At 41.0% G+C, this 24,592-nt stretch carries 23 protein-coding genes; 12 read left to right on the top strand and 11 right to left on the bottom strand.

Going from position 1 to position 24,592, the window contains the following annotated elements; genetic code table 11:
- Nucleotides 1–1,194: a carboxypeptidase-like regulatory domain-containing protein gene (locus AC570H_RS08640; protein WP_497353727.1), complete on the top strand. Its 1,194-nt coding sequence runs from the start codon at nt 1–3 to the stop codon at nt 1,192–1,194.
- A gap of 3 nt (nt 1,195–1,197) precedes the next feature.
- Nucleotides 1,198–2,160, top strand: coding sequence for a polyprenyl synthetase family protein (locus AC570H_RS08645; RefSeq protein WP_497353729.1), 963 nt, complete (start codon nt 1,198–1,200; stop codon nt 2,158–2,160).
- A gap of 268 nt (nt 2,161–2,428) precedes the next feature.
- On the opposite strand, the gene rpmA is transcribed toward AC570H_RS08645, so the two are convergent.
- Both rpmA and rplU read right to left on the bottom strand, forming a co-directional pair.
- On the bottom strand, nt 2,429–2,881 hold the full coding sequence (gene rpmA, locus AC570H_RS08650; RefSeq protein WP_497353731.1) for a 50S ribosomal protein L27: 453 nt from the start codon (nt 2,879–2,881) through the stop codon (nt 2,429–2,431).
- 59 nt (nt 2,882–2,940) lie between these two features.
- On the bottom strand, nt 2,941–3,252 hold the full coding sequence (gene rplU, locus AC570H_RS08655; protein WP_199138690.1) for a 50S ribosomal protein L21: 312 nt from the start codon (nt 3,250–3,252) through the stop codon (nt 2,941–2,943).
- 233 nt (nt 3,253–3,485) lie between these two features.
- Between rplU and AC570H_RS08660 the strand changes: the two genes are divergently transcribed.
- The 5 genes from AC570H_RS08660 (at nt 3,486) to AC570H_RS08680 (ending at nt 9,907) form a co-directional block, all read left to right on the top strand.
- A complete protein-coding gene (locus AC570H_RS08660) occupies nt 3,486–4,385 on the top strand; it encodes a GLPGLI family protein (protein WP_497353733.1) in 900 nt (299 codons plus the stop codon).
- Nucleotides 4,386–4,388: 3 nt separating this feature from the next.
- A complete protein-coding gene (locus AC570H_RS08665; protein ID WP_497353735.1) occupies nt 4,389–5,222 on the top strand; it encodes a GLPGLI family protein in 834 nt (277 codons plus the stop codon).
- A 29-nt stretch (nt 5,223–5,251) separates the two neighbouring features.
- Nucleotides 5,252–6,094, top strand: coding sequence for a GLPGLI family protein (locus AC570H_RS08670; RefSeq protein WP_497353737.1), 843 nt, complete (start codon nt 5,252–5,254; stop codon nt 6,092–6,094).
- A 95-nt stretch (nt 6,095–6,189) separates the two neighbouring features.
- Entirely contained in the window at nt 6,190–7,143 is a 954-nt protein-coding gene (locus AC570H_RS08675) for a GLPGLI family protein (RefSeq protein WP_497353739.1), read from the top strand.
- Between the two features lie 106 nt (nt 7,144–7,249).
- The gene (locus AC570H_RS08680; protein ID WP_497353741.1) at nt 7,250–9,907 is read left to right on the top strand and encodes a TonB-dependent receptor; all 2,658 of its coding nucleotides are present in this window, start codon (nt 7,250–7,252) and stop codon (nt 9,905–9,907) included.
- 93 nt (nt 9,908–10,000) lie between these two features.
- On the opposite strand, the gene AC570H_RS08685 is transcribed toward AC570H_RS08680, so the two are convergent.
- From AC570H_RS08685 to AC570H_RS08705, 5 genes are all read right to left on the bottom strand, one after another.
- Nucleotides 10,001–11,485: a M56 family metallopeptidase gene (locus tag AC570H_RS08685; RefSeq protein WP_497353743.1), complete on the bottom strand. Its 1,485-nt coding sequence runs from the start codon at nt 11,483–11,485 to the stop codon at nt 10,001–10,003.
- Nucleotides 11,486–11,489: 4 nt separating this feature from the next.
- A complete protein-coding gene (locus AC570H_RS08690; protein WP_497353745.1) occupies nt 11,490–11,852 on the bottom strand; it encodes a BlaI/MecI/CopY family transcriptional regulator in 363 nt (120 codons plus the stop codon).
- A 125-nt stretch (nt 11,853–11,977) separates the two neighbouring features.
- Entirely contained in the window at nt 11,978–12,490 is a 513-nt protein-coding gene (locus AC570H_RS08695) for a hypothetical protein (RefSeq protein ID WP_497353747.1), read from the bottom strand.
- The gene (locus AC570H_RS08700) at nt 12,490–12,996 is read right to left on the bottom strand and encodes a hypothetical protein (RefSeq protein WP_497353749.1); all 507 of its coding nucleotides are present in this window, start codon (nt 12,994–12,996) and stop codon (nt 12,490–12,492) included. Before AC570H_RS08700 ends, AC570H_RS08695 begins: the two co-directional genes overlap by 1 nt.
- Before the next feature lie 26 nt (nt 12,997–13,022).
- Nucleotides 13,023–14,408, bottom strand: coding sequence for a dicarboxylate/amino acid:cation symporter (locus AC570H_RS08705; protein WP_497353751.1), 1,386 nt, complete (start codon nt 14,406–14,408; stop codon nt 13,023–13,025).
- Nucleotides 14,409–14,560: 152 nt separating this feature from the next.
- Here AC570H_RS08705 and AC570H_RS08710 point away from each other — a divergent pair, with 152 nt between their 5' ends.
- Together AC570H_RS08710 and AC570H_RS08715 are read left to right on the top strand one after the other, a co-directional pair.
- On the top strand, nt 14,561–15,058 hold the full coding sequence (locus AC570H_RS08710) for an RNA polymerase sigma factor (RefSeq protein ID WP_497353753.1): 498 nt from the start codon (nt 14,561–14,563) through the stop codon (nt 15,056–15,058).
- Nucleotides 15,045–15,644, top strand: coding sequence for a hypothetical protein (locus AC570H_RS08715; RefSeq protein WP_497353755.1), 600 nt, complete (start codon nt 15,045–15,047; stop codon nt 15,642–15,644). Before AC570H_RS08710 ends, AC570H_RS08715 begins: the two co-directional genes overlap by 14 nt.
- A gap of 396 nt (nt 15,645–16,040) precedes the next feature.
- Here AC570H_RS08715 and AC570H_RS08720 read toward each other — a convergent pair whose 3' ends face one another.
- The gene (locus tag AC570H_RS08720; RefSeq protein WP_497353757.1) at nt 16,041–16,484 is read right to left on the bottom strand and encodes a hypothetical protein; all 444 of its coding nucleotides are present in this window, start codon (nt 16,482–16,484) and stop codon (nt 16,041–16,043) included.
- A gap of 35 nt (nt 16,485–16,519) precedes the next feature.
- Entirely contained in the window at nt 16,520–17,374 is an 855-nt protein-coding gene (locus AC570H_RS08725; protein ID WP_497353759.1) for a helix-turn-helix transcriptional regulator, read from the bottom strand.
- 171 nt (nt 17,375–17,545) lie between these two features.
- On the opposite strand from AC570H_RS08725, the gene AC570H_RS08730 reads away from it, so the two are divergent.
- The 3 genes from AC570H_RS08730 to AC570H_RS08740 are packed head-to-tail and all read left to right on the top strand — an operon-like array spanning nt 17,546 to nt 21,709.
- Nucleotides 17,546–20,488 (top strand): ligand-binding sensor domain-containing protein, encoded by a 2,943-nt coding sequence (locus tag AC570H_RS08730; protein ID WP_497353761.1) that lies wholly within the window; start codon nt 17,546–17,548, stop codon nt 20,486–20,488.
- Entirely contained in the window at nt 20,481–21,113 is a 633-nt protein-coding gene (locus AC570H_RS08735; RefSeq protein WP_497353763.1) for a response regulator transcription factor, read from the top strand. The genes AC570H_RS08730 and AC570H_RS08735 overlap by 8 nt, the downstream gene beginning before the upstream one ends.
- 53 nt (nt 21,114–21,166) lie before the next feature.
- On the top strand, nt 21,167–21,709 hold the full coding sequence (locus AC570H_RS08740; RefSeq protein WP_497353765.1) for a DUF922 domain-containing protein: 543 nt from the start codon (nt 21,167–21,169) through the stop codon (nt 21,707–21,709).
- Nucleotides 21,710–21,874: 165 nt separating this feature from the next.
- On the opposite strand, the gene AC570H_RS08745 is transcribed toward AC570H_RS08740, so the two are convergent.
- Together AC570H_RS08745 and AC570H_RS08750 are read right to left on the bottom strand one after the other, a co-directional pair.
- Nucleotides 21,875–22,489, bottom strand: a complete 615-nt coding sequence (locus AC570H_RS08745) for a hypothetical protein (protein ID WP_497353767.1) — start codon at nt 22,487–22,489, stop codon at nt 21,875–21,877.
- Between the two features lie 63 nt (nt 22,490–22,552).
- Nucleotides 22,553–24,457: a beta-N-acetylhexosaminidase gene (locus tag AC570H_RS08750; RefSeq protein WP_497353769.1), complete on the bottom strand. Its 1,905-nt coding sequence runs from the start codon at nt 24,455–24,457 to the stop codon at nt 22,553–22,555.
- Nucleotides 24,458–24,592 lie beyond the last annotated feature (135 nt).

Below are 24,592 nucleotides of genomic sequence, written 5' to 3' on the forward strand. Positions count from 1 at the left end.
ATGAAAAAACTAGCCATCTTTATTGCACTGCTCTCGCTCTGCTTCCATGTTCAGGCTCAAAACCTGTTGCAGGGCCGAGTGATCGACGAAGCAAGCGGCGCAGGTATTCCCTTTGTTTCGGTAGGGATCATCGGCACCAATAACGCTTCTGTGAGCAATGAAAATGGGGACTTTGTGCTGAAGACTCCTACCTACCCTGCCAAACTACGCTGCAGCCATGTAAGCTATTTAACCGGCGAGTTGGAACTGGCAGAGAAAAGCAGCAGTGCCTTGGTCATCAAGCTTAAACCAGCAAGCATTAGCTTAAATGCCGTAACCATAGATCCTTACTTGGGTCAGCGTATTTTAAAAGCTGCCCTCGAAAAAGCAAAGACCTACGAAACCGATAATTCTTATGTAAATGCCTTTTACAGGCAGTTAACTACCCTTAACGGCAAGCCTAGCCAAATCTACGAGCTCTTTTTCGATCTGAAATGGACACCAAAGCGTGTACAGGGCTGGATAGCCAAACAAAGCAGATTTGCCGAAGTAAACGATGGACAGGTAGCCTTCTCCATGAGCAACCAGTCTTACTACACCTTCTCGGTTAGCGGCTACCTTTTTCCAGATAAAGGCGGAAAGTTTATCACCCTCAATACACTAGCGGATTATGAAATCAACGTCGAGAAATACATCGAACAGGCCGACCAGAAAATAGCCGTGCTCTCTTGCAAATACAAAAAAGCAAAGAAAAACCTCTACTACGTTAACTCCACTTATTATGTTGGGGTAGATGATTCAAAAATATATAGGCTGGAGAACAGCGTATTCAACTTGCCGATCAGGCTTTCTGATGCAAGCGCCAAAATCCCCCCTATCGTAACTACCGTAGCTACTTTTAATGGCAATGCACATCCAATTGCCGTACTGGAAAGCGTATCTACCAAAATGTACCTCAGCCTCAATGCAAAAGGCAGAGAGCTCAATCCAGGCATCAGTTCCCTGCTCACGGTGTACAATGTAGACAACGATTTAAAAGGCCAACAGTTTGAGGCGCTCAATCGGCGCACAAAAGATAAAGCCGTTATCGAATCGATAGCCTACGACCCCATCTTCTGGAGAAACAATCCTATTGTGAAGCAAACTACCCTAGAAGACTCTTTTATTAAAATGATGGAAAGCAAAGCCGCTTTCGGTACCATGACTAACCCCTAAGTAATGCACAGTCCTACACAACTACAAGAAATTATAGAAAACGCCATCCCTAAAATCGAATATCCAAAACATCCAGCCGATTTGTACGAACCGATCCGTTACATTATGAGTTTGGGAGGCAAAAGGATTAGGCCGGTAATGGTGTTGATGGCGACAGAACTCTTTACCAGCGAGATCGGCAAAGCGCTCGACGTGGCCTTGGCGATAGAGACCTTCCATAATTTCACCTTGGTGCATGATGATATTATGGACAATGCGCCTTTGCGCAGAGGCAAACAAACCGTTCACGAAAAATGGGGCAACAACAACGCCATATTGAGTGGTGATGTAATGATGGTAGAATCCAACAAACACCTTTCGAAGGTTGATGTAAGCGTTTTAAAACCCGTACTCGATACTTTTAATGCCACTGCCCAAGGTGTTTGCGAAGGCCAGCAACTGGATATGGAATTTGAGCAGCGAAGCGATGTAAGCATTGACGAATACATTGAAATGATCCGCCTAAAAACGGCGGTATTATTGGGTGGCGCCATGAAATTGGGAGCCATTGTAGGTGGTGCCAGCATGGCCGATGCAGAACTGCTGTACAATTTCGGCGAAAACCTGGGCGTGGCCTTTCAATTGCAAGACGACATTTTAGATGTATATGGCAATCCAGAGAAATTTGGCAAACAAGTAGGTGGCGATATCATGGCGAACAAGAAAACATTCCTGCACCTCAAAACACTGGCTTTGGCGCCACTTGAAGAAGCTGTTGCCCTAACTAGTACCTCTTTTATACAGGAAGAAAAAGTAAGTCAGGTAACCGAGCTTTACAATAAGTATGGCGTAAAAGAATTGGCTACCTCAGAAATGGACAAATACCTCGAAAAAGCGCATCATGCCCTAAATACCTTGGCCGTAGCCGAAGAAAAGAAAGAACAGTTTAGGGAATTGGTGCAACAGATCATGGAGCGGGATAGATAAGGGCTAAATGGAAGAGCTTTGAGTCCATAGTCCATAGTCCATAGTCCATAGTCCAAAAATCGGTATTGTAGGTGCTAGCAAAGCAATTTCTTTTGATTTCTCTATACCAAGCCTGGTTTGTCACGCAGAGCGAGGCGAAGCATCTATTCTTGAGATAAATTCCTTGTTAACTCGGAATGACAACTTCTAGGTGCCTTATCAGTGAAATTTGAACATAAAAAAAGCCTCGATAATTAATTACCGAGGCTTTCTATATTTTATCTCAACCTTACTCAGCTGCTGGAGCTTCGTCATCGGCTTTAGCTGCTTTTTTTGCAGGTGCTTTAGCTGCTTTAGGCGCTGCTTCTTTTTTAGCTGCAGGCGCTTTTTTTGCAGGTGCTTCAGCTGCTTCTGCTTCAACAACTGGTGCTGCTGCTTTTGCAGTTGCTTTTTTAGGTGCTGCAGCTTTTACTGGAGCATCTTCAACAACTGTTGGAAGTACAGAAACATATGATTTGTTGTCGCGTTTCTTTTTGAACACTACGATACCAGGTACCAAAGCAAACAAAGTATGGTCTTTACCAATGCCAACACCTTTATCTGGGTGGTGTTTTGTACCACGCTGACGAACGATGATGTTACCAGCGATAGCTTGTTGACCACCAAAAATTTTGATACCTAAGCGCTTGCTATGCGATTCACGTCCGTTTTTCGAACTACCGGCTCCTTTTTTATGTGCCATTTTCTTTTATATTTTTTATAGATTGGAAAACCCAATCTCAGAATTAAACAAAAAATTAACTACAGAGTGATATTCTCAATCTGGATTTTGGTGAAATACTGGCGGTGACCATTTTTCTTTTTGTAACCTTTTCTACGTTTCTTTTTGAAAACGATTACTTTATCACCTTTTAAATGAGACACGATTTTAGCTGTAACCGATGCGCCTTTTACCGCAGGAACACCTACAGTAATCTTACCACCATTATCAACCAACAATACATTGTCAAATTCAATACTAGCGCCTTCATCTCCTTGTAAACGGTGTACAAAAAGGTGCTGGTCTTTTGCAACTTTGAATTGCTGTCCTGCTATATTTACTATTGCGTACATTGTTAAATAATTATTTTAGACTTGTTTATTTTTTATCGAGGTGCAAATATAGAACAAATACTATTCAAACACAAATAGATATATAAAATAATTTTCGGCACTTTTCCTGCAAAACTTCCATTCGCTCCTACTGCAACGAAATTATAACAAAAAATAACATTTTGTTTGTTCCATAATTACGAATAATTCGTAGATTTACGAAAACTAAATTACTATAAATTAAAACCAACCCGATGAAATCCCTTTTAATTTCTTGCTTTTATGCATTTACAGGTGTAATTGCAGCCGCACAAACGCCAGACAAGGTACTTGCCAAGGTAAGCTACTCCTTCTCTCATCTGAGAGATACCACGCAAAAAGATAAACGCTATACCGAAAACATGGCATTGCTCATTGGCAGAAACGCCTCTGTTTATACCAGCTATGATAAAGTGGCCCAAGACCTCGAAAGAAGAAAAATGATTGAAGAACAGGTCAAAAATTCGGCAAACGGACAATCGATCAGCATTAACCTCGGCAAAACCAAAGCCACTACCGCTGTAGAATTTTACAGCTTCATCAAAGAGAACAAGCTTTTTATCAAAGAGCCTTTAATCACCATGTACCTCACCGAAGAGCCTTTGCCGAAAATCGATTGGAAAATGACCAAAGATACCGCAAGTTTTTCAGGCCTCCATTGCCAAAAAGCTACAGCAAGTTTTAAAGGCCGGAATTGGATTGCCTGGTACGCGCCCGACCTGCCCTTTCAAAGTGGGCCATGGAAGCTCAATGGTCTTCCCGGATTGATCATTGAAGCCTACGACGACAAAAAAGAGGTACAATTCTTATTTGCAGGCTTCGAAAACCTAAAAGATCAACCATTGCCAAGCCAAGCATTGACAACCGAAAACACCATCAGCACGCCTAAAACTGCGCTATCAAGCAATGAAATTCGTCTTCCTGCCGATGCCGTAAAAACAACTGTGGCAGAACTGAACAAGCTGAAAGAAGCAAGGGCAAAAGATCCTGTCGGTTTTGCAAAGGCTCAAATGGGTGATAGTGGCCTAACTATAGTAAGCGGGGTTTCCAAAACAGGGAATGCTCCTGCCAAGAACATCCTAAATAACCCTATTGAATTACCTGAAAAAAACTAAAACATGAAAACGAACCTCATTGCTGCCCTATTCATGGCACTTGCAGTCCCAGCCTTGGCCCAAAATCCAGACAAGGCCTTGGCCCGTGTCAAATATAGTTTCACCCATATCAGAGACACTACGCAAAAGAATAATCCCTATACCGAGAATATGCTTCTGGTGATTGGCAAAAATGCTTCGGTTTATACAAGCTTTGATCGATTGAACCGCAAATTGGAGGAAGACGGAAAGATCAAAGCCTCTCCAAAAGATCCAAATGCCCCATTTAAACCTATTTCTTATATTGATTACTATTTCTTTGTGAAGGAAAATCTCTTTTTTACCAGAGAGAAACTGGTTAATGAGTATTTGGCCGAAGAGATTGCGCCAAAAATCAATTGGAAAATCAGCAAGGATACGACAAGTTTCTCGGGCATTCGCTGCAAAAAAGCCACTGCATATTTTAAGGGCCGCAACTGGGTTGGCTGGTATGCGCCTGAACTTCCCTTTCAAAGTGGTCCGTGGAAACTCAATGGCCTGCCGGGATTGATCATAGAAGCCTATGATACACAAAAGCAGGTACACTTTCAGTTTGCAGGCATGGATAATGTAACCAGCGCAAACACCAATAGCGACAGCATCTTTTTTGAAAAGGAGATCAAATTGCCCAAAGACGCCAAAAGAGCCGATGTTAAAGAATACAACAAGGTTAAAGAGTTTTCGGAAAAAGATCCAAAAGGTTTCGCTGCTGCGATGTTTGGCGTAGACCGAAAAACCGTTGTGGTGGGCAGAAGCACAACAGGAATTGCCGGCCCCACCGTTACCAACAATCCGATAGAACTTCCCGAAAAAAAATAAGGTTTAACGAATAACTAAACAACAAGCTCATGAAAATCTTCTTCACTTTATTACTGACCATAAGCATCTCCGCTTCCTTTGCTCAAAAACCAGACAGCGTACTGCTCAGGGTGAGTTATACGTACACCAATAAGAAAGATACGCTAAGCAATGGCCAAACACGTATCGAAAATATGTTGCTATTTGTAGGCAAAAATGCTTCGCTATATACCAGTTATGATAAAATCAGGCATGAAATTTCAGAAGACCAGAAATTTAGGGCGATGATCATGAGCCAAGCCAACAATGGCCAACCCAAGGCTTACGCCATCAATACTTCGGCAAGTAAATGGATGGCCAAAACCTCTTATTTATATTTCATTAAGGAAAACAAGTTTTTTGGCAAAGAATTCATTTCGCTTCAAACTTATATTTACGAAGATAAAGTACCTGAAATGAAGTGGAAAATAAGCAGGGATACTTTAAGTTTTTCGGGCCTGCCTTGTCAAAAGGCAACGGTCAGCTATGAAGGTAAAAATTGGACAGCCTGGTTTGCGCCTAGCCTACCCTTTCAAAGCGGCCCCTGGAAACTGAACGGCTTGCCTGGGCTCATCATTGAAGCCTACGACGAAAACAAAACTGTTCTTTTTCAATTTGCCGGCATAGAGAATACCAAAGCAGGAGAATTTATCAGGCCAGGTACAAAAGAGCAAGGCGGCGCTATACTGCCTATCGACCAAATATTGGGATTGGATATCACTGGCGCCTATTTCGATAATACCATTGCCCTGCCACGCAACAGCATTAAAACCAGTAAAGAACAGCTAGACAAGCTGAGAACTGCTTACGAGAAAGACCCCAAGGGATTTGTAAAAAGCCAATCAGGCTATTAATCAATGTATTCGTTAAAAAGTGTTAAATCATTTTCCTTATTACGAAAATATCGTAGTTTTACGAATATCTAATTATACAAACCAACACAAACACAATGAAAACTATTTTAACCACCATTTTTGCAATTGCGCTTACTACGGTAGCTTTTGCACAAAGTCCAGACAAGGCATTGGCTAGGGTAAGGTATACCTTTACCCACATTCAGGATACCACCCAAAGGGATAAGCCTTACACAGAAAACATGCTGCTGGTTATCGGTAAAAATGCCTCTCTTTATGCCAGTTATGATAAAATTAACGAAAGCATAGCCCTGAACCAGCAAATCCAGGAACAGATCAAAAACAATGCAGGCGGCCCTCAAAACATCAGCATCAAAAGAACAGGCACTAAGCCTACCACTCCTCTCGACTATTTCTTTTTTGTAAAAGAAAACAAGTTCATCACCAAAGAACGCCTCTTTAACAATTACCTGGTTGAAGAAGATGCGCCTAAAATCAATTGGAAAATCAGCAAGGATACGGCAAGCTTTTCGGGTGTACGCTGCCAAAAGGCAACTGCTCATTTTAAAGGCAGAAATTGGATTGCCTGGTATGCTCCGGATATGCCTTTTCAAAGCGGCCCATGGAAACTGAACGGCCTGCCCGGATTGATTATCGAGGCTTATGACGAGAAGAAAGATGTTCAATTCCAGTTTGCAGGTATTGACATGGTTGACCAGACTACCGTTACGGCAACCGTAGAGGACAAACCAATTTCGGGTGCAGTTTCAGGTGCTACTGTAAAAATCATGGGAATGGATGCAGAGACATTTTATTTAGGCAATGAAATAAAATTACCTACCGACGCGATTAAAACTACACGCAAGGAATTGGATAAACTAAAAGAAGCCAGGGACAAAGATCCACAAGGTTTTGCGAACGCACAATTGGCCGGCAGCGGCATTCAGGGAAGCGTAAGGATGAATACGCAAATGAGGCCTGCTACTCCAGGCAGTGGCCCGACAAAAATCGTGATCAACAATCCGATAGAATTGCCAGAACAAAAATAAGTTCACGTTTCACCATATATCATGAAACCATTATGGGCATACGGCGTAAAACCGTAATAAATATGCTCATGATTGCTTCATAAGCGTTAAAAACAATCACATTCAGATGAAAAAGCAATACACCCTCACCTTGCTTTTCCTGTTGTTGGCTTCGGTATCGGCATTTGCCCAGAAGCAGCTCAAAGGAAATGTGAAGGACAATAAAGGTGCGCCCATTGTATCGGCAAACGTGAACCTCAAAGACAAGGAAGGCAATATCATCAGCTTTACCCGTACCGATGCCAAAGGCGAATACAGCTTGTCGCTTGGCGACGAAACCAAAGACCTCAGCATCGAGGCTACCATTATCGGCTATGAAAAGAAAGCCATCAACGTCACCGAGCTTAATCAAAATTACGACCTGGTACTGCAAGACAGCGAGATCAACCTCAAACAGGTGGTGGTTAAAAACAGGCCTTCGCTTTCTAGCAAGGGCGATACCTTAAATTACAAAACCTCTGATTTTGCGGATAAGCAAGACAGGACCATTGGCGATGTACTGAAAAAAATGCCGGGCATAGAAGTAGCCGAAAATGGCAAAGTAACCTATAATGGCAAAGGAATTTCTAACCTCTACCTTGACAAAGATAACCTGCTGGATGACAAATATGGCATTGCCACTAAAAGCATTCCACATGGCGCCGTAGAGAAGGTACAGGTAATTGAAAAAGACCAGCCTATTAAAATGATGCAAAAGAACAACATGAGCGATGATGTAGCCCTCAATTTGGTGATCAAGGATGAAGCCAAGCTCAAAATGATGGGTGAAATCAAAGCTGGTTTGGGCACACCCGACCGTTTTGACGGAAACATTAACGGCATCATGCTTAAAAAAAACCTGAAGTTTATCAACAACATCAAAGGCAACAATATTGGCATTGATCCGGGCATCGACCTGACTTCTTTTAACGATTTTTTCAAAAGGGCAGATAACGACAAACCGGGCAATTTTTTATCCGCAGGCGCAGCTGGCGTACCTACCCTGCCCCAAAACCGTTCACTTTTTAACAAGGCCGGTTTGATTAACCTCAACAACCTTTTTAAGTTTAACCAAGACCTGCAGCTAAAGGCCAACGTTTCTTATTTATACGATCAGCGCAGGCAAGAGTACAGCAAGTTTTCTGAAACCTATTTGCCGGGGCAAACCATCAGGTATACCGAATTGCAAAACAACGGCATCAATCCACAAAAGCTGCATGCCCAATTGAACCTGAACAGCAATGCGGAAGAACATTACCTGAACAACACGTTAATTGCCGACTACAATCCCTTTAAAACGAATTCGCAGGTGGTGATCAATGGCATCGGTGCCAATCAATCGCTAAAGCAGGAGCTTTATGATATTTCTAACGAATTCAGTTACCGAAAGAAATTAAAATCCTCAAATGTGCTCAATTTCTATTCTTATGTAGACAGAAGCTCGCAACCGGAGACGCTTAACATCAGGCCGGGATTGAACGAAAACATCTTGAACAACAACATGCCTTATGCCGGATTGGATCAATACATCACCCTGCCTACCTGGTTTACCAACAATTACCTGTCTTTTGCCTTGGTCAACGGCAAATTCTCTCAAACCTATAAGGCTGGATTTAATTGGCAAAATCAACAATTGGGTTCTGAGCTCTACCGGATCCAAAACGACCAGACTACCGAATTGGTTTCGGCCGATATGACCAACGATTTGGATTGGACCAAGCTAAAAACCTATGCAGAGGCTACTTACGAATATGCAGGCGACAAACTCAAAGCCGGTTTAAGCTTGCCACTCAGTTATAATAAAATAGATTACAACGACGCTAGCCATGGCTTGGATAAAAGTTTAGAAAAGTATTTCATCAATCCAAGTTTCAACATCAGGTACCAAACCGGCGTAGAGAATTACGTAACTGCCAATTATTCGTTTAAAAACGACTTGGGCAGCTTAGACGAGGTTTATCGTGGCACCATTTTGAAAAACTACCGCTCGCTGTTTGCCAACGATGCGCCTATTTCTGAAAAACAAACCCATTATGTGGGCGCAGGCTTTAATTTTCGCAAAGCGATGCAGATGTTCTTCTTTGCCGTGAATGCAGGCTACAGCAGTACCACATTGAATACGATTTCATCTTTCACGCTTAGCAACAACATCCAACAACGTGTGGTATTGCCTTTGGCCAATCAGATCAAGAGCTTTAACATAAGCGCCAACGGCAGCAAATACCTATTCGACTGGAGAAGTACCATTAATGCTGGCATAACGTTTAACCAAAGCAAATTTGATCAGTTGCTCAATAACGAGCTCCTGCCTTTTAACTCTTCTACCATCGCCTACAAGGCAGGCATAGAAGCTAAGCTTACCAATTTCATGAATTGGTCTTACAATGCCACCTATTCGGTTAATACCAGCAAATCGTCTATAGCCGATGCCATTACCACCAAATACCAGCAGTTAAGGCAACAATCTAATTTAACTGCAACCGTATTTAAAAGCTTTTTTGTGAATGTGGCAGCCGAGCATATTTTCACCCATCAGGCCAGTCAGCCAGATTTGAAATACATCTTTGCCGATTTCAATGTGAGATACAGGCTCATCAAGTATAAAACAGACCTTGAATTTGGCATTACTAATTTGGCCAATGTCAAAAAATTCGAAGCCATTAACCTTTCCGTTAACTCGCTTACTTCGGGCACCTATTACATCCCAGGACGTGTAGCCATGTTAAAAGCAACATTCAACTTTTAAATAACCCAACAAACAACAATGAAAAAAGCCCCTATTTGGGGCTTTTTTTTTATTTCTAAATCTCTTCCAGTTTAGTTTTTATTAGGAAAGCGATTAATTGACTTTAGTTTCGACCATCAAATTAGACTCTTTGGCATCTTTCCTTTTAATGGCAATTCCTTTGATTAATCTTGGTTCGAGAGATTTGCTCAGCTCTTCTTGATTAACTTTTACACCGTTTACATAATAGTTCATTTGGCCAGTACCAGTAGCCACACTATCTTTTGGTATTCTTTTAGTGGCATAGCCCCTTACTACAACTACTTTATCAATTGTTGGGTTTTCTTTATCTGTTTCGGTACCTTTTCCCCTAAACTCGATCTTCAAATTTTCTACCTTTCCAGACATCACTCCAGTTCCGCTGATGCTATCCCTACGAAGGAATGTAATATTTTTGATCTGTGTTTTGTCTCTCAATGTGGCCGCAATCATTTCGTTTACTTTATCATCTTTCGTTAGCAAAGGCAAATCAAAATGACCATCTTTTAGCGAATCGATTGCAATACCGATTTGCTTAATCAGCACCAGGACTTTAGGCGTGCTATCGGCTACTATTGCTTGAGGCTGAATTTTTCTTTTCTTGGCAACCTGATTTTGAGGGATAGCCACCACTGGCTCCTGAACGGAAATGGTACGCGTAATGGCTGCTTTTAATGGCTCAAAATGTTTGTTGATATCCTTTTTGCTCACCGTAAAGGCTAATGTAGTTAACAAAAGCACAGGCAGTGCAAACAAGTAACGGCTCAGGGTTAGGCGCGATGAACGTTTGGCATTCATCATTTTAATACGCTTTTTCAGATCTGAAAGGTTAAAATTATTGACTATGGCTACAGATGGGGTTAAATTGCCTACATCGAGCAAACTGTATTGATAGGTTTTTCTATCCACCCCTTTCTTCAATATTTTTTCGTCGGTAATAAACTCCAGGTTTTCTTTAACCGCTTTTTTCATCAGCCATACACCTGGATTAAACCAGTAAAAAACTACGCTTAACTCAGCCAATATAATATCTAGCGAATGCCACTGCTTTACATGTATTTTTTCGTGCGCTATAATGGTGGCCAGTTCTTTTTCTTTGTGCAAAGAAGGATTTACATACACCGTTTGCCAAAACGAGAAAGGGCTAACCGGCTCTTCCAATAACCTAACGGGATAATTGGCGACATGCCCAGGTGCCGATTTTTGATGCATCCGATACAACGAAAGGAACTGCAGCATCAATCTCAAAGCCATCAAAACCACTCCCGCATAAAATAAAACGGTAAGCAATTGCCAGTTTAATGCTATAAAATCGCTAGGCACCAGCTCGGCAGCCTTTTGATTAAGTTCGGGTACAAAAGCCACCTTTTGGCTCATTCGATTATGAAAGAAATCAGTGAGGTTGATAAAAGGATAAATCGTTGAAAACAAAATACCGAAAACCAAGAATATGCGGTTAAGCGTATAAAAAGTCAATCGGCGCAAAACCAGGTAATACGTAGCTCCAAAAAGGATGAGTACCAGGTTTATTTTAAGCAAGATGACAAAAAAGTGTGGCATAGCATTACTTTTCAGGGTTTTCGATCAAATTGATAATTTCTTTAAGCTCTTCGGCACTGATCTTTTTGTCTTTGGCAAAGAAAGCCACCAGTTCTTTATATGAACTCTGGAAATAACTGTTCACAAAACCATTCATGAAACGCTTCTTGTACTCGGCTTCTTTCACTTTTGCACTATAGCGATTGGCATTAGCATAACGCTCGCTCTTTAAGAAACCTTTGCGTTCGAGGTTTTTGATGGTAGAGGCTAAAGTAGTATAGGGAGGTTTGGGCTCGGGCATGGCATCCATAAAATCTTTGATAAAACCTGGTCCGGCCTGCCATACGGCAAGCATTGCTTCTTCTTCCTGTATTGTTAATTTTTCCATTACTTACGAATATATCGTAAACATACGAAATAAATCACAATCTGTAAAATTTCTGCAAAGCGATGAAATTATCATAAAACATGACGTTTACAAACCAATAAGAATAAGTTATACTCTGTTGTAAATTAGTGGTTTGTGTAGCGTTCTTCTGCTTCTGTAATGGTGCTTTCTACCAGTTTTTGTAGTTCGGTAGCGGCCTCGGCTATTTTCGGATCCTCGGCATAATCGCTCATGAAAATGATCTTTTTGCTTTTGTTGGTATAATGAAAAACGATTTCATAGCGCAATACCTTTTTGCTCTTCAAATCTGCACCAGGCTGGGCAATTACGTCGGGCAAAGCCCAAAGGTTCAATTCGTTGGCCTTGCTGTGCAAAAAGATCTTGTTGTTGCTGCGCAACTTGAATTTATTGGTAACCAGCGAATCTTTATTGTTAAGGTATTGGTAATGGCCGGTAGCCGAATTATAGCTGTTCACCAAAGTATCGCCTATGCCCCATCTGTATTCGATAGCAACAAAATCTGATGATTTGTAAGGCCCCTGCTTCAATTTAATCAGGTAATAGCCTCCAATACCTGCAATTAAGATCACGGCTACGGTACTGATGATCGACCAATTCTTTTTGAAAGACGAGACCATTACTTGCGTTCCTTTTCTTCCCTATCGTTTATGGTTTGTTCTATTACCTTTTGCATCTGTGCGGCTGCGCTTTTCATTTTAGGATTTCCGGCAAAATCAGCCAAGTAGGTTACCTCTTTCGATTTTTTCTGGTAATTGAATTTCATGAAAAAACGTGGTGCCTTGGAGTTTTTTAGGTCTTCTTCGCTATTGGCCACCACATCTGGCAAGTTCCAAAAGCCCTGCACATCTGCATTGCTGTCTAAAAACTTTTTGTCTTTGGCATTCAGCATCACATGTTTTACAATCAGCGAATCCTGATCGTTAAGGTATTTATATTCTCCGGTAGCCGAATTATAAGAGTTTTCCAATTTATCGCCTGCCCCCCATTTGTATTCCACAGATACAAACTCCTTTGCCTTAAAAGGCGCATTTCTGATAATAGGCGCGTAATAAACAATACAATAAATAATAAAAGGCACTATGATTGTTGAAGCCAAAAATATTTTCTTTCCTCTGCTTGTCATTTCTGTTAGGCTGAATATACTTTAAATTAATCTAAGGGACCGGTTAATTCGCCTTCCCACTTGCTCACCACTGCCGTTGCAATGCTATTACCGATAACGTTGGTAGCCGATCTGCCCATATCCAATAACGGATCGATACCAATTAACAGGGCCAAACCAGCCTCGGGAATATTAAAAGTGGCAATGGTACCTGCAATTACAACCAGCGAGGCACGTGGCACACCGGCAATGCCCTTACTGGTCAGCATCAAAATAAGCAACATGGTAATTTGTTGTTCAAAAGAAAGATGGATGCCATAGCTCTGCGCGATAAACAAGGATGCAAAAGTCATGTAGAGCATCGAACCATCCAAGTTAAACGAATAGCCCAATGGCAATACAAAGCTCACAATTTTGTCTTTACAGCCAAAACGCTCTAGCTGCAACATGGTTCTCGGATAGGCTGCTTCGCTACTGGCCGTACTAAAGGCCAACATCACTGGCTCTTTCATCCTGTTCATCAGGTTAAAAATCCTGCGTTTTAAGATGAGGTAACCGATGAAAATCAAGAGTAACCACAGGATGAGCATGCTCGAATAAAACTCGCCAATAAACAAGGCATAGGTTGATAAGACACTGATTCCCTGTTTGGCTACAATAGCGGCCATGGCACCAAATACGGCAAAGGGCGCAAAGTTCATTACATAACCCGTTACTTTTAACACAATGTGCGCTACCGAATCAAAAAACTCAATTACAACCTTGCCCTTTTCGCCAACGGCTGCAGTAGCCACACCGAAGAACAAAGAAAACACTACGATCTGCAGGATTTCATTATTTGCCATCGATTCGGCAAAGCTTTTTGGAAAAATATGCGAAATAAAATCTTTAACCGATAAAGCGGTTGCCTTGATGCCTGTATCGGTATGGCTGCTAGGCAAAGGCAGGTGCATGGCTTCTCCCGGTTTGAAGATATTCACCAAAAGCATTCCCAGCAATAAAGACATTAATGAGGCACTGATAAACCACAACATAGTTTTTCCACCAATCCTGCCTACGGCCTTAATATCGCCTACCTTGGCTACACCCACTACCAAAGTGGTGAATACCAAAGGCGCCACAATCATTTTGATCAGCCTTAAGAAGATATCGCTCAACAAGGTAAATGGTTCGAGTTTTTTCTCTCTTATGGTTTCGTTTTCCTTGCGGATTTTAGCCTGTGCTGCTTTTTGGGTTTTAAGCTGCGCATATTCAACAACGGTGGTATCCTTTAAATCGCCCAGTTTGCCATCTATTTTCTTGATCTGTGCTTCGGCACTAACAATCGCTTCGTTATTTTTGCTGAAATTATTAACGTTTAAATAATAACCCACGGCTACGCCCAATACAAGCGCGATAAAAATAAAGAGTGTAAGTTTGTTCTTATTCGACATTTGTTAAGTTTACATTTGAATAGAAGCCGTAAAACTACAATAATTAAATTATTCTCTAAACATTGTTGATAAAGCATTAGTTATTTTACATATTTGGGGCGTAACAAAACTATATTCCGAACATCTAATCGTTGATCATCAAAAGCCGCTAAGTGAACCAAAAAGATATACTATTTAAGGATATTTTCGACAAGAATTCAAAGAAGATTTTTCACTTATGCTATGGTTATACAGGAGATAAGGATTCTGCCAACGACCTGTTGCAGGAAACTTTTCTAAAGGTTTGGCAAAACCTGGACAAGTTCAGAAACAAGTCGCTGATTTCTACATGGATTTACCGTATTGCTGTTAACACCTGTTTAACTTATTTGCGATCTGAAAAAAGACAGGCCAAAGATGAACTGACGGAGAATATCATCGAAAACAAAATCGAAGAATTTTCTGAAAAAAACGAACAGATTGCCCTGCTCTATAAGTCTATATCAAAGCTCGAAGAAAACGACCGTTTAATCATTACGATGGTATTGGATGAACTGCCTTACAACGAAATTGCTGAGATTTCTGGCATTAGCGAAGGGAATTTGAGGGTAAAAATCCACCGCATTAAACAAAAACTGACCGAATTATATAACCAGCATGCAAGAATTTGATCACATAGAAGCGCTTTGGGCAACGCATAACACCGTAGATGTGAAGATATCTGCCGATGAGATGCTGAAGCAGGCCAAAAAGGAAGTAAGCGGCATGCGTACCAAATCGCTATTGACTGTAGTAGGCATGATGCTTTCTTTTATTGCCTTAGCCTTCTTGTGGTTTGTTTTCGAGGCCCATTCTTGGACTACACATATTGGCATTAGCCTGATGATCGTAACCATTGCCGTATATACTATCATCCTATACAACAATTACCGCATTATATCTAAAAGCGATTTTACGGCCAATCCGCACGAATTTATTGCCCAGCTTAAACTTTATCAGCTTAAACGTTTCCGCTTATATAACCGCTTATATTGGTTCTACGCCTTTGCGCTTTCTCTGGGCATGGCATTTTATTTCTTTGAGGTACTGCATTTAGACCTATGGCTAAAGATTGTAGCGCTGGTGATCAGCTTTGGCTGGATGATCTTCTGCTCTACATTGGTGCGTAAGGCGGTCATCAAAAAAGACAAGGAAAGGATTGCATTGCTCATCGAAAAATTCGAACGCATTGGCAGCCAGTTCAAGGAGCTTCATTAATTTTTAGTCCTTAGTCTTCAGTCAATAGTCCTTAGTCTATAGTTCATAGTGGATATGAACATGATTGACCAAAATCATTTACAGCTTCAATAGATTGGTTAATCTTGACCAAAACCGCCCTCGAATTTCAGACCGAGTTAAGTGCAACTTGACAATTACCTTGTCACAGGCCTTACCAAAACGACTAACTTCTTTGCACGCGCTGTATAGCTGTAAAACTTTTTTTGTTGCCGAAATATCCTTAAACAAGGCGCATAAAAAAAGTCATCCGAAAACGGATGACTCCTACTATTAACTAACCCAAATCTTAAATTCATCCAAACTTATATTGGGCTTCCTAAATTCAAAGATAGTGTAGCTTTTACATGGTAGATAGGCGAAAATCACCCATTCTGCTTAAGCTGCTTTGTTAAATCTGTTCAATTGGGTGATTTTCCAAGCACCAGACGAGTCCTTCTCTAAAGAAACAAAATTCTGTTGTACAAAAGTTGGAAACTTAATGTCAACCCTGGCCATCATAGAGGCATCGCTGCTCGACAGGATTTCATAATCCGCATCACAATTCATCAACACGGTTTGATTTTTCTTATAATAGGCCAACAAATCTTCCTTGCTGTGGCAGTTTACACTGTGTGGTCTATTTACCTTCATTACCATATCATCGGCTAATATCTGCTTAAACAAAGAAGCATCGCCTTTTACTTGTGCTTCTATAAAAGCATCGATTACATAACTTGGCTTGCTAGAATTTACTTTTTTTGAAGGTTCAACTCCGGTTGCATTTGCGGTTGTAATGGCTATACTTAGTAAGGCCAAATACAGGAGAATTGTTTTTTTCATAATGTGTGGTTTTATTGTTTGATAATTGTTTGGTGTTATCGGTATTGTTTTGGCGTAACCTGAAACGAGTTTCTAAACAAACGCGTAAAGGAGCTTTGGCATTCGAAACCTACGATATCTACAATTTCGCTTACCTGGTAATCTGTATTCTTCAAATAGTATTTTGCCTGTTGCAGCCTAACCTGCGTAAGGAACTGGTGTGGAGAAAGCTGGTAGGCTTGTTTAAACGTGCGCAACAAATGGTTAACAGACAAGCAAGAAGCCAATGCAATGTCGTTTAAGCTGATGTTTTTATTGTAATTGCTATTGATAAAATCTTTGGCGATAGACAAGCGCTTTAAAATCTCTGTACGGGTTGATTGGTTCAGGAACTTAAGTGCTTCGGCCCTATTGGTTACTTCGGCACGGTAAAGGTTATAATAGCTTTCTAGGCAATGGTTCAAAGATTCGTTCAACACAAACTCATTGGTCATTCCGTTCTCCACATTGCTTTTAAGCTGTTGCAATACCACCGACATCTCTCCCTGCAAGGGATAAATGGCTTCCAAAAAAACCGGTTTGTTATCGGCATAGGCCGGACAGTCTAACAAAGTATGGTTTTTATTGGCGATCGAATATTCATAATCGCAAACAAAACCCGGATCCAACAAAACCGAAAAACGGTTTACAATATCCTTTGAACTGATCTGACTCGAATAATTGGTACCTTCATTTAAGAATATAAAGCTTTGCGGAAACAAAGTCAATTGTCTTTTGCCTAAATGGTACTGAACAGAGCCATTGTTAACTAAACTGATCATATATTTTCCGGCAACGCCAGCATAGGATGCATTGCTCGAAAATTCATTGAGGATTTCGTTCTTGAAAATACGGGTCTTTTTGGTGCTCATCGGAAGTGGGTTTAGTTGTATATAACAAATTTACCTTATCAAATAAGCCTTCATTTCACCCCTCAGGGGGTATTTTTGGGGGATAACACAAAATCCCGCTTTAAGGGGTATTTTTTAATTCTGTATGGTTAAATATATTTACCTTAGGTTAGGCTTCATATCTCTAATACATTGGGCTACAAAAAAATATTACTATTATTCCTCCTATTTTTAACTTATAGTTACAAAGTCATTGCTCAGCGATATAATTTTGAGCAATACGACATAGACCGAGGGCTTACCCAATCGCAGGTAGTTGCCATTGCGCAAGACCAAAAAAGAAAACTTTGGATTGCGACATTAGGCGGTGTTGGCTCATTTAATGGCCGACAATTTACCAACTACAGCAGAACCAACGGCCTAACCAGCAATTACAATGTTGCGCTTACCGTAGACCAAAAGAACAACATCTGGATCGGATCTTCTGGGGCTCTCATCAGCTATAATGGCCGCGATTTCATCCAACGCAGCCCTTCCTCTTATTGGACAAGGAAATTGGCAACCACCAAAAACGGCGATGTGTATGGACTCAGAAAAAGGTATCTTTTTAAAATAGAAGACAAGCGGGAACAAATCATTAGCATTACCAAAGACACGATGGAGTACGTGAGCACGATTAGTGTAGACCAAAAGGGTATGCTGTGGGCAACCGTTTACAACAAAGGAATTTATTACCTGCAGAATGGCGCTTGGAAAAATCTCAAAATAAAGAATTCCTCCCTCTTCGATTTCGACGTAAGCAATTTATTAATAGATAGTTACACACCGAACAAACTGTGGCTTGTAACCACTAAGGGTTTGTTAACGGTAGAAAATGGTTTTTTAAACAGTGAAATTCCGGAGATAAACCCCGATGTAAAGGCTTCTGCAATCGCACAGGATAGCAAAGGCGCCATCTGGATTGGAGCAACCAGGGGTGTTTATCGCATTTATGAGGGTAAAACCATTCATTTTACATCAGAAAACGGGTTCACCAACAGTACCGTAAGCTCCATATTTAAAGATGTAGAAAACAATATCTGGTTAGGCACTTATGGGTCTGGCTTGTTTAAGTTTCACCAAAACAACTATGTTACTTTTGACGAAAGCCAAGGCGTAAAGAGCAGATTAGTAATGGGTATTAGCCATGGTCCAACACCAGGAACAATATGGTTAGGTTCTTTTGGCGGGCTGTATGAATATCGGGCAGGAACCAAAATAAGAAACATTAAAATCCCATTTGCCAAAAACGACGAGGCTTACCACATCAACCTGGTAAAGAAAGACAGCAAAAAAAGGATATGGATAGGCACTTCGGATGGCGGTTTGTGGTTTGCCCGCAACAATCAAATTGAACGGGTTGACAAAAACACCATGTCCTCGTCTTATCAAGCCATTTTAGAAACGGCTAATGGCGAAATATGGACGACTACCAATACGGGGCTCTTTACCTTTAACGAAAAAACCAAAAGCCTCGACAAACTCCTAAAGATTGGAGGCTGCAGCTTGTTAGAAATTGGCCGCGACTCGATTATGGTTGGTACGCAAGATGGCGCCTTTCTTTTTTCTGAAAAAAAGAACGTAACCCTTATCAAAAACAAGATTTTAATGGGTTCGAGCGTATTGTGCATGCTTAGGCTAGGACATTATGTACTTTTTGGCACCTCAGATTACGGCCTGCTGATATGGGATAAAAGAAATGGCAAAAGCTGGACACTGAATAGCAAAAACGGCTTGATATCAGATCATATCTATAGTATTGCCAAAGACAGCAATGGCATAATTTGGGTGGGTACAGGCAGGGGCATCAGCCGATTGGATTCCAAAACCCTTAAGATCATCAATACACCCGATGCGGCAGACCTACAGGTAGAGTGTAACCAAAATGCCATGATCCAAGATGGCCAAAACATGTGGATAGGCACCACCAAAGGGGCCATCGTATATAAAGTAAATCCGGTTGCCAACACAATGGTAAAGCCCTACGTTACCATCAATTCCATTAACGTTTATCCCAGCTACAAAAGCAACAAACGATACGATTTTAAAACTCAGTTCAGAAACCACGAGCTAAAGGAACGGCCAACTTTCCCCTATAGCCACAATTACCTGAGTATCAATTTTTCTGGCATCTACCTTACCCGGCCAAATGCCTTGCTATATCAATACCGATTGATTGGTCTCGATAATAAATTTAGTCAGGCGGGTGGCGGTACCTCAGTTAATTTTACGGCCTTACCTGCCGGAAAATACATGTTTGAAGTAATAGCCATTACCAGAACCGGCCTTATATCGGCAAATACGGCCTCTTTTTCTTTCGAAATCCTGCCGCCATATTACCAAACCAATACTTTTAGGTTTTTCGTTGTGCTTGTGGTTATTTTATTGATCCTCGCTACTGTATACACCATTTTAACGGTTAACGAGCGGAGAAGAAAACTCCGTTTAAAGATAAAGCTCGAAGAACAATATAAAATCAGGAAGCAAACGGCCGAAGATTTCCACGATGACCTCGGCAATAAGCTTACCCGGATTACCGTGCTTTCTGAAGTACTGAACAGCATGTTGCAACAAGACGATGCAGAGAAGAAAAACATCGTTAAAAAAATTGGTGCCAATGTAAACGAGCTTTACACAGGAACAAAAGACATACTTTGGTCGCTCAACCCTAAAAACGATACGCTAAACCAACTGATCGACCACATTAAGGAGTTTGGAAGCGAAATGTTTAACGATACCTTATCGCAGTTTAAACATAGCATTGAAATTCCGGACAATGATATTATACTCTCTCTGGATATGAACAGAAACATACTGCTCATTTTTAAAGAATCGATCCATAATGCATTAAAACATTCTAAAGCAACAGAGGTATATTTCAAAGCGAAGTTGAATGGTAAGCTCTTATTTCTTAGCTTAGAAGATAATGGCGTAGGCTTTGATGTAAACCATGCCAAAACCGGACATGGCATGAACAACATGTACGTGCGGGCCGAGCGGATTGGTGCAGATCTAAATGTGATCTCTAAAGGCGATGGAACGGCCATTTGTGTACTTATTAATTTTTCATCCTTAAATCAAAAACAAGATGTATAATAAGGCCGATGCAAGAATTGTAATCATAGAAGATGACGAAACCATTAGGGAAGGCTATGCCTATTTAATTAACCACACCTCCCCTTACCAAGTGGCCAATACCTATTCCTGTTTCGAAATTGCCAAGCAGCACCTGCTTAAGGACAATCCGGATGTGATTTTACTAGACATCCAGCTTCCCGGAATAAGCGGCATTGAAGCTATTCCCATCATTAAAAAAATACTTCCCCATACCTATGTGATTATCCTCACCGTTTTTGAAGTAGAAAAAACCATCCTGGATGCCTTAGCCAATGGAGCTTCGGGTTATTTTACCAAAAACACGCCATCGGCAAAGATTATTGATGCCATTAAGGAAGTGATGCTAGGTGGCGGACCAATGAGCCCTAATGTAGCGCGAACAGTTATCAGGTCGTTGCAAAAAAACCTCGACTCGCCACTCACCAAAAGAGAGGCACAGATATTGGACCTGATTTCAAAGGGCCAAGACCGAAGCCAGATTGCAAACGAATTGTTTATCGAGGTAGAAACGGTAAAAACGCACGTCAAGAATATTTATATCAAGCTAAATGTAAATTCTAAGGCTGATGCCATTAAAATAGCCAAAGCCAATCGTTTAATTTAATAAATTTAACTGCACCATAATTTCTTGGCACGGCTTTCGTTCTATACAATCGAATGAAAACCGTATTGAATATAGCCATTGCACTGCTTTTGATTTGCCTGAGCAGCTTTAAAAGCGCACAAGACTTTGTTCCCGAACAAATTGATTGGGATACCCATTTCAGGGCCGAACCAGACCGAAACTCGGCCTACGCGGCCTTAACAGTAACCACTTGGCATTACAGCTATACTTCAACCGTAAGAAACGGACATCTTTCTATCAATTTCAAGTTTGCTGCAGGTGTAGATCCTGCGCGCTCATGGGTAAAAAGAGACAGGATCAGCAACAGAAAAGTAAGCAGACAGTTGCTAAACCACGAACAAGGACATGTTTATATCAATTACCTGTTGCTTAAGGCAGGTGAAATCCAGCTCCCCAGCCAAAAATATACAGCCAACAATTATAAAAAGCTAATTGTACAAACAGCCAACAAGGTAAGCGACTATTACAGCAACCTGCAAGAACGCTACGACAATGAAACCAAACACGGCTCTGATTTAGAGGCCCAAGATCAGTGGGATGATTTCCTACAATCGGAAATGAACAAATACCAATAGTTTTTTATAAATCTTCAACAGGCAGGTATTTAACTATGTTATTGTCACATTGAGCTTGTCGAAATGCACTTTATTATAATCCTTTAAAGGCTCAGGATGACCATCAAATAATAAATCCCTACCGATATTATTCGATAGGGATCTGATTGGATTTTTAATGCCAAATTAATTTTCGGGCTTTACTTCTGTTGAAGAAAAGCTATTGCCGCTTAAACGATATTTAAGGGTTTTAATTAGGGTTGTTGTTTTGCCACTATCCGTAGTTATCACAGGCACCGAACGAAATAAGTCGCCGTTCTTCACGAAGAATTTATCATCGCCCTGATAACCCTTTTTCAGGTTGCTGTTTAAGCCTGGAAAACTAAGCTTATCAAAACTATTACCTGCAAACTCGTATACATTAAGGTCGTTTACGTTTTTCCTTACCACATATTGAATATATAACTCTGGATTGCCATCGTTGTCTAAATCCATATTCCAGGCATCGGTAATGATCCCTTTTCGCTCCCCTGCAATCGATCTGTAATTGTTTTTGATCGAATCAGACATCAGTAACAAATAGCCACCTACTGTGTCTACTCCCTTTCCCCAGCTTACTACTTCAAAATGATAGCCTGGCTTAATTTCTATGCTTTTATAAAATGGAAAGGGATTTGGTTGCTTGGTATTTGCCGCAGTTTTGGTGGTAACAACAGGCTTTTGATCATTGCTGCAAGCAGCGAACATCAATGCACCTGTAAGTGCAAAAAGGCCTAATTTAATAGCGTTGGTCAATTTCATTTGTGATGATTTATTTTTAACCCCAAATTATAGGTTTTATACTTTCTTTGCAAGCATTTTATGCTATTTGGTCTTCACTTCTGGTGCACCATTGTTCAAGGTAGTTTCTTTTACTACGCTTCTTTTGCCACTTGGCGCTACCACTACTGTCTTTAACGTTTTCTTTTGCCCTTGTGGTACAATTACTTTAATTGGTGCAGTATATTCGGTTGCATTTTCAGATGGACGGTAGCCATCAAGCGTATAATAGATTTTAGCTCCTGGAATTGGCGCTTTCAATTCTACCGTGATGTTTTCTCCGTTAAGTACTTTTTCATTCTGCCCGATTGGCGTTGGCACCCAATAATTGGTAGCCGTTTGATCTAAACGGGCCAAGTGCAAAGGCACTCTTTCTTCGGTAAAGTTTTTCAGGTCTTTTCTGTCTAACTGGCTCCATGCAATTTCCGATAGCGAAAGCAACTTAGGCAAGATCATGTATTCTACCTTGGCCGGAGTTTCCATATATTCGGTCCACACATTGCCTTGTACGCCAATAATGTGTTTTTGTTGTTCGGCAGTTAATTCTTTTGGAACCGGGTTATAGCTATAAGTCTTGGTGTATGGGGCGAAACCTCCAATGGTTAAGGGCTCGTCAGGAGAATCAGATTGTTTATGATCGAAATACATCCCTGCAGAACCAGGAGTCATAATTACATCGTGGTTTTGCTTGGCGGCTTCGATACCACCAGCTTCGCCTCTCCAGCTCATTACAGTAGCATTAGGAGCCAAACCACCTTCTAAAATCTCATCCCAACCAATAATTGAACGACCTTTGCCATTGATGTATTTTTCAATGCGCTGGATAAAATAGCTTTGCAGGCCGTGTTCGTCTTTCAGGTTGTTGTCTTTAATAAACTGCTGGCAAAAAGGCGATTCTTTCCAATAGGTTTTTGGAGCTTCGTCTCCACCAATATGGATATATTTTGAAGGAAACAAAGGAATTACCTCATCCAAAACGTCTTCTAAAAACTTGAATGTATTTTCTGTAGGCACAAAAATATCATCGAAAACGCCCCAGGTCTGTTGTACCAGTTTACCTTTTGTGGTGCCTGCCCATGGTGTTTCTTTTGAAATAAAAGTGTCTCTGTCAGGAAAACAGCTGAGCTCAGGATAGGCAGCAATTGCCGCTGAAGCATGGCCAGGCATCTCAATTTCAGGAATAACTGTTACGTATTTTGACGCAGCATAAGCCACAATGCTTTTTACTTCATCTTGTGTATAATAGCCTTTTTCTACTCTATTATTGTTACCGCCAGTACCTGGATAATTACCGGCAATCGAGCCTGGCCTCGTACTGCCCAAGCTTACCAGTTTTGGATATTTTTTAATCTCTATGCGCCAGCCCTGATCATCTGTTAAATGCCAATGAAAAGTATTTAACTTGTACATGGCAATCATATCGATGTATTTTTTAACAAAAGATATGGGAAAGAAATGGCGGCTTACATCTAAGTGCAGGCCCCTATATTTAAAGCGCGGATAGTCATCGATTTCTGTTGCAGGAACTGTGATTTTATCCTGCACCTTATTTGGCATCAGTTGCATGAGCGACTGGATGGCATAAAACAAGCCGGCATCAGTTCCCGTAACTTTAATTTGTGTAGGCGTAATTTTAATGTTGTAGCCTTCTGCAGGAAGTTTTTCTGCCCCTACCGAGGTTAACACAATGGCTTTTTGTCCATTGGCTACGGTTTTGGCTTCTCTCAATGCAAAGCCGCCTCGAGTTACAATAAAGGCGTTAAGCAGATCCGCCGATTTGGCATTGGCTGCTTCATTGCTCACCAGTACCACGGTTTTATCAAGCTGAAAACTGCCGCTCGATTTCTTAATGGATACCGGAGCAGGTATGATTCCCAAATTCGGGTCGGTTTGTGCCAGGCTTTGGAAGGCCATAAATGTACTGAAGAAAATAGGGATTAGTTTTTTCATAGGGTTCATTTTTGTTTTCAATGGTCATCTGTTAAGCCCACAAGATATAAAATTTAAGCCAATGCTAAAAGCATTTACTAAGCCCTTAAAACAAAAAAGCGTTGCCTATTGGCGACGCTCTCTCTATTTATCAAT

It is taken from the genome of Pedobacter sp. B4419 (assembly GCF_059693725.1).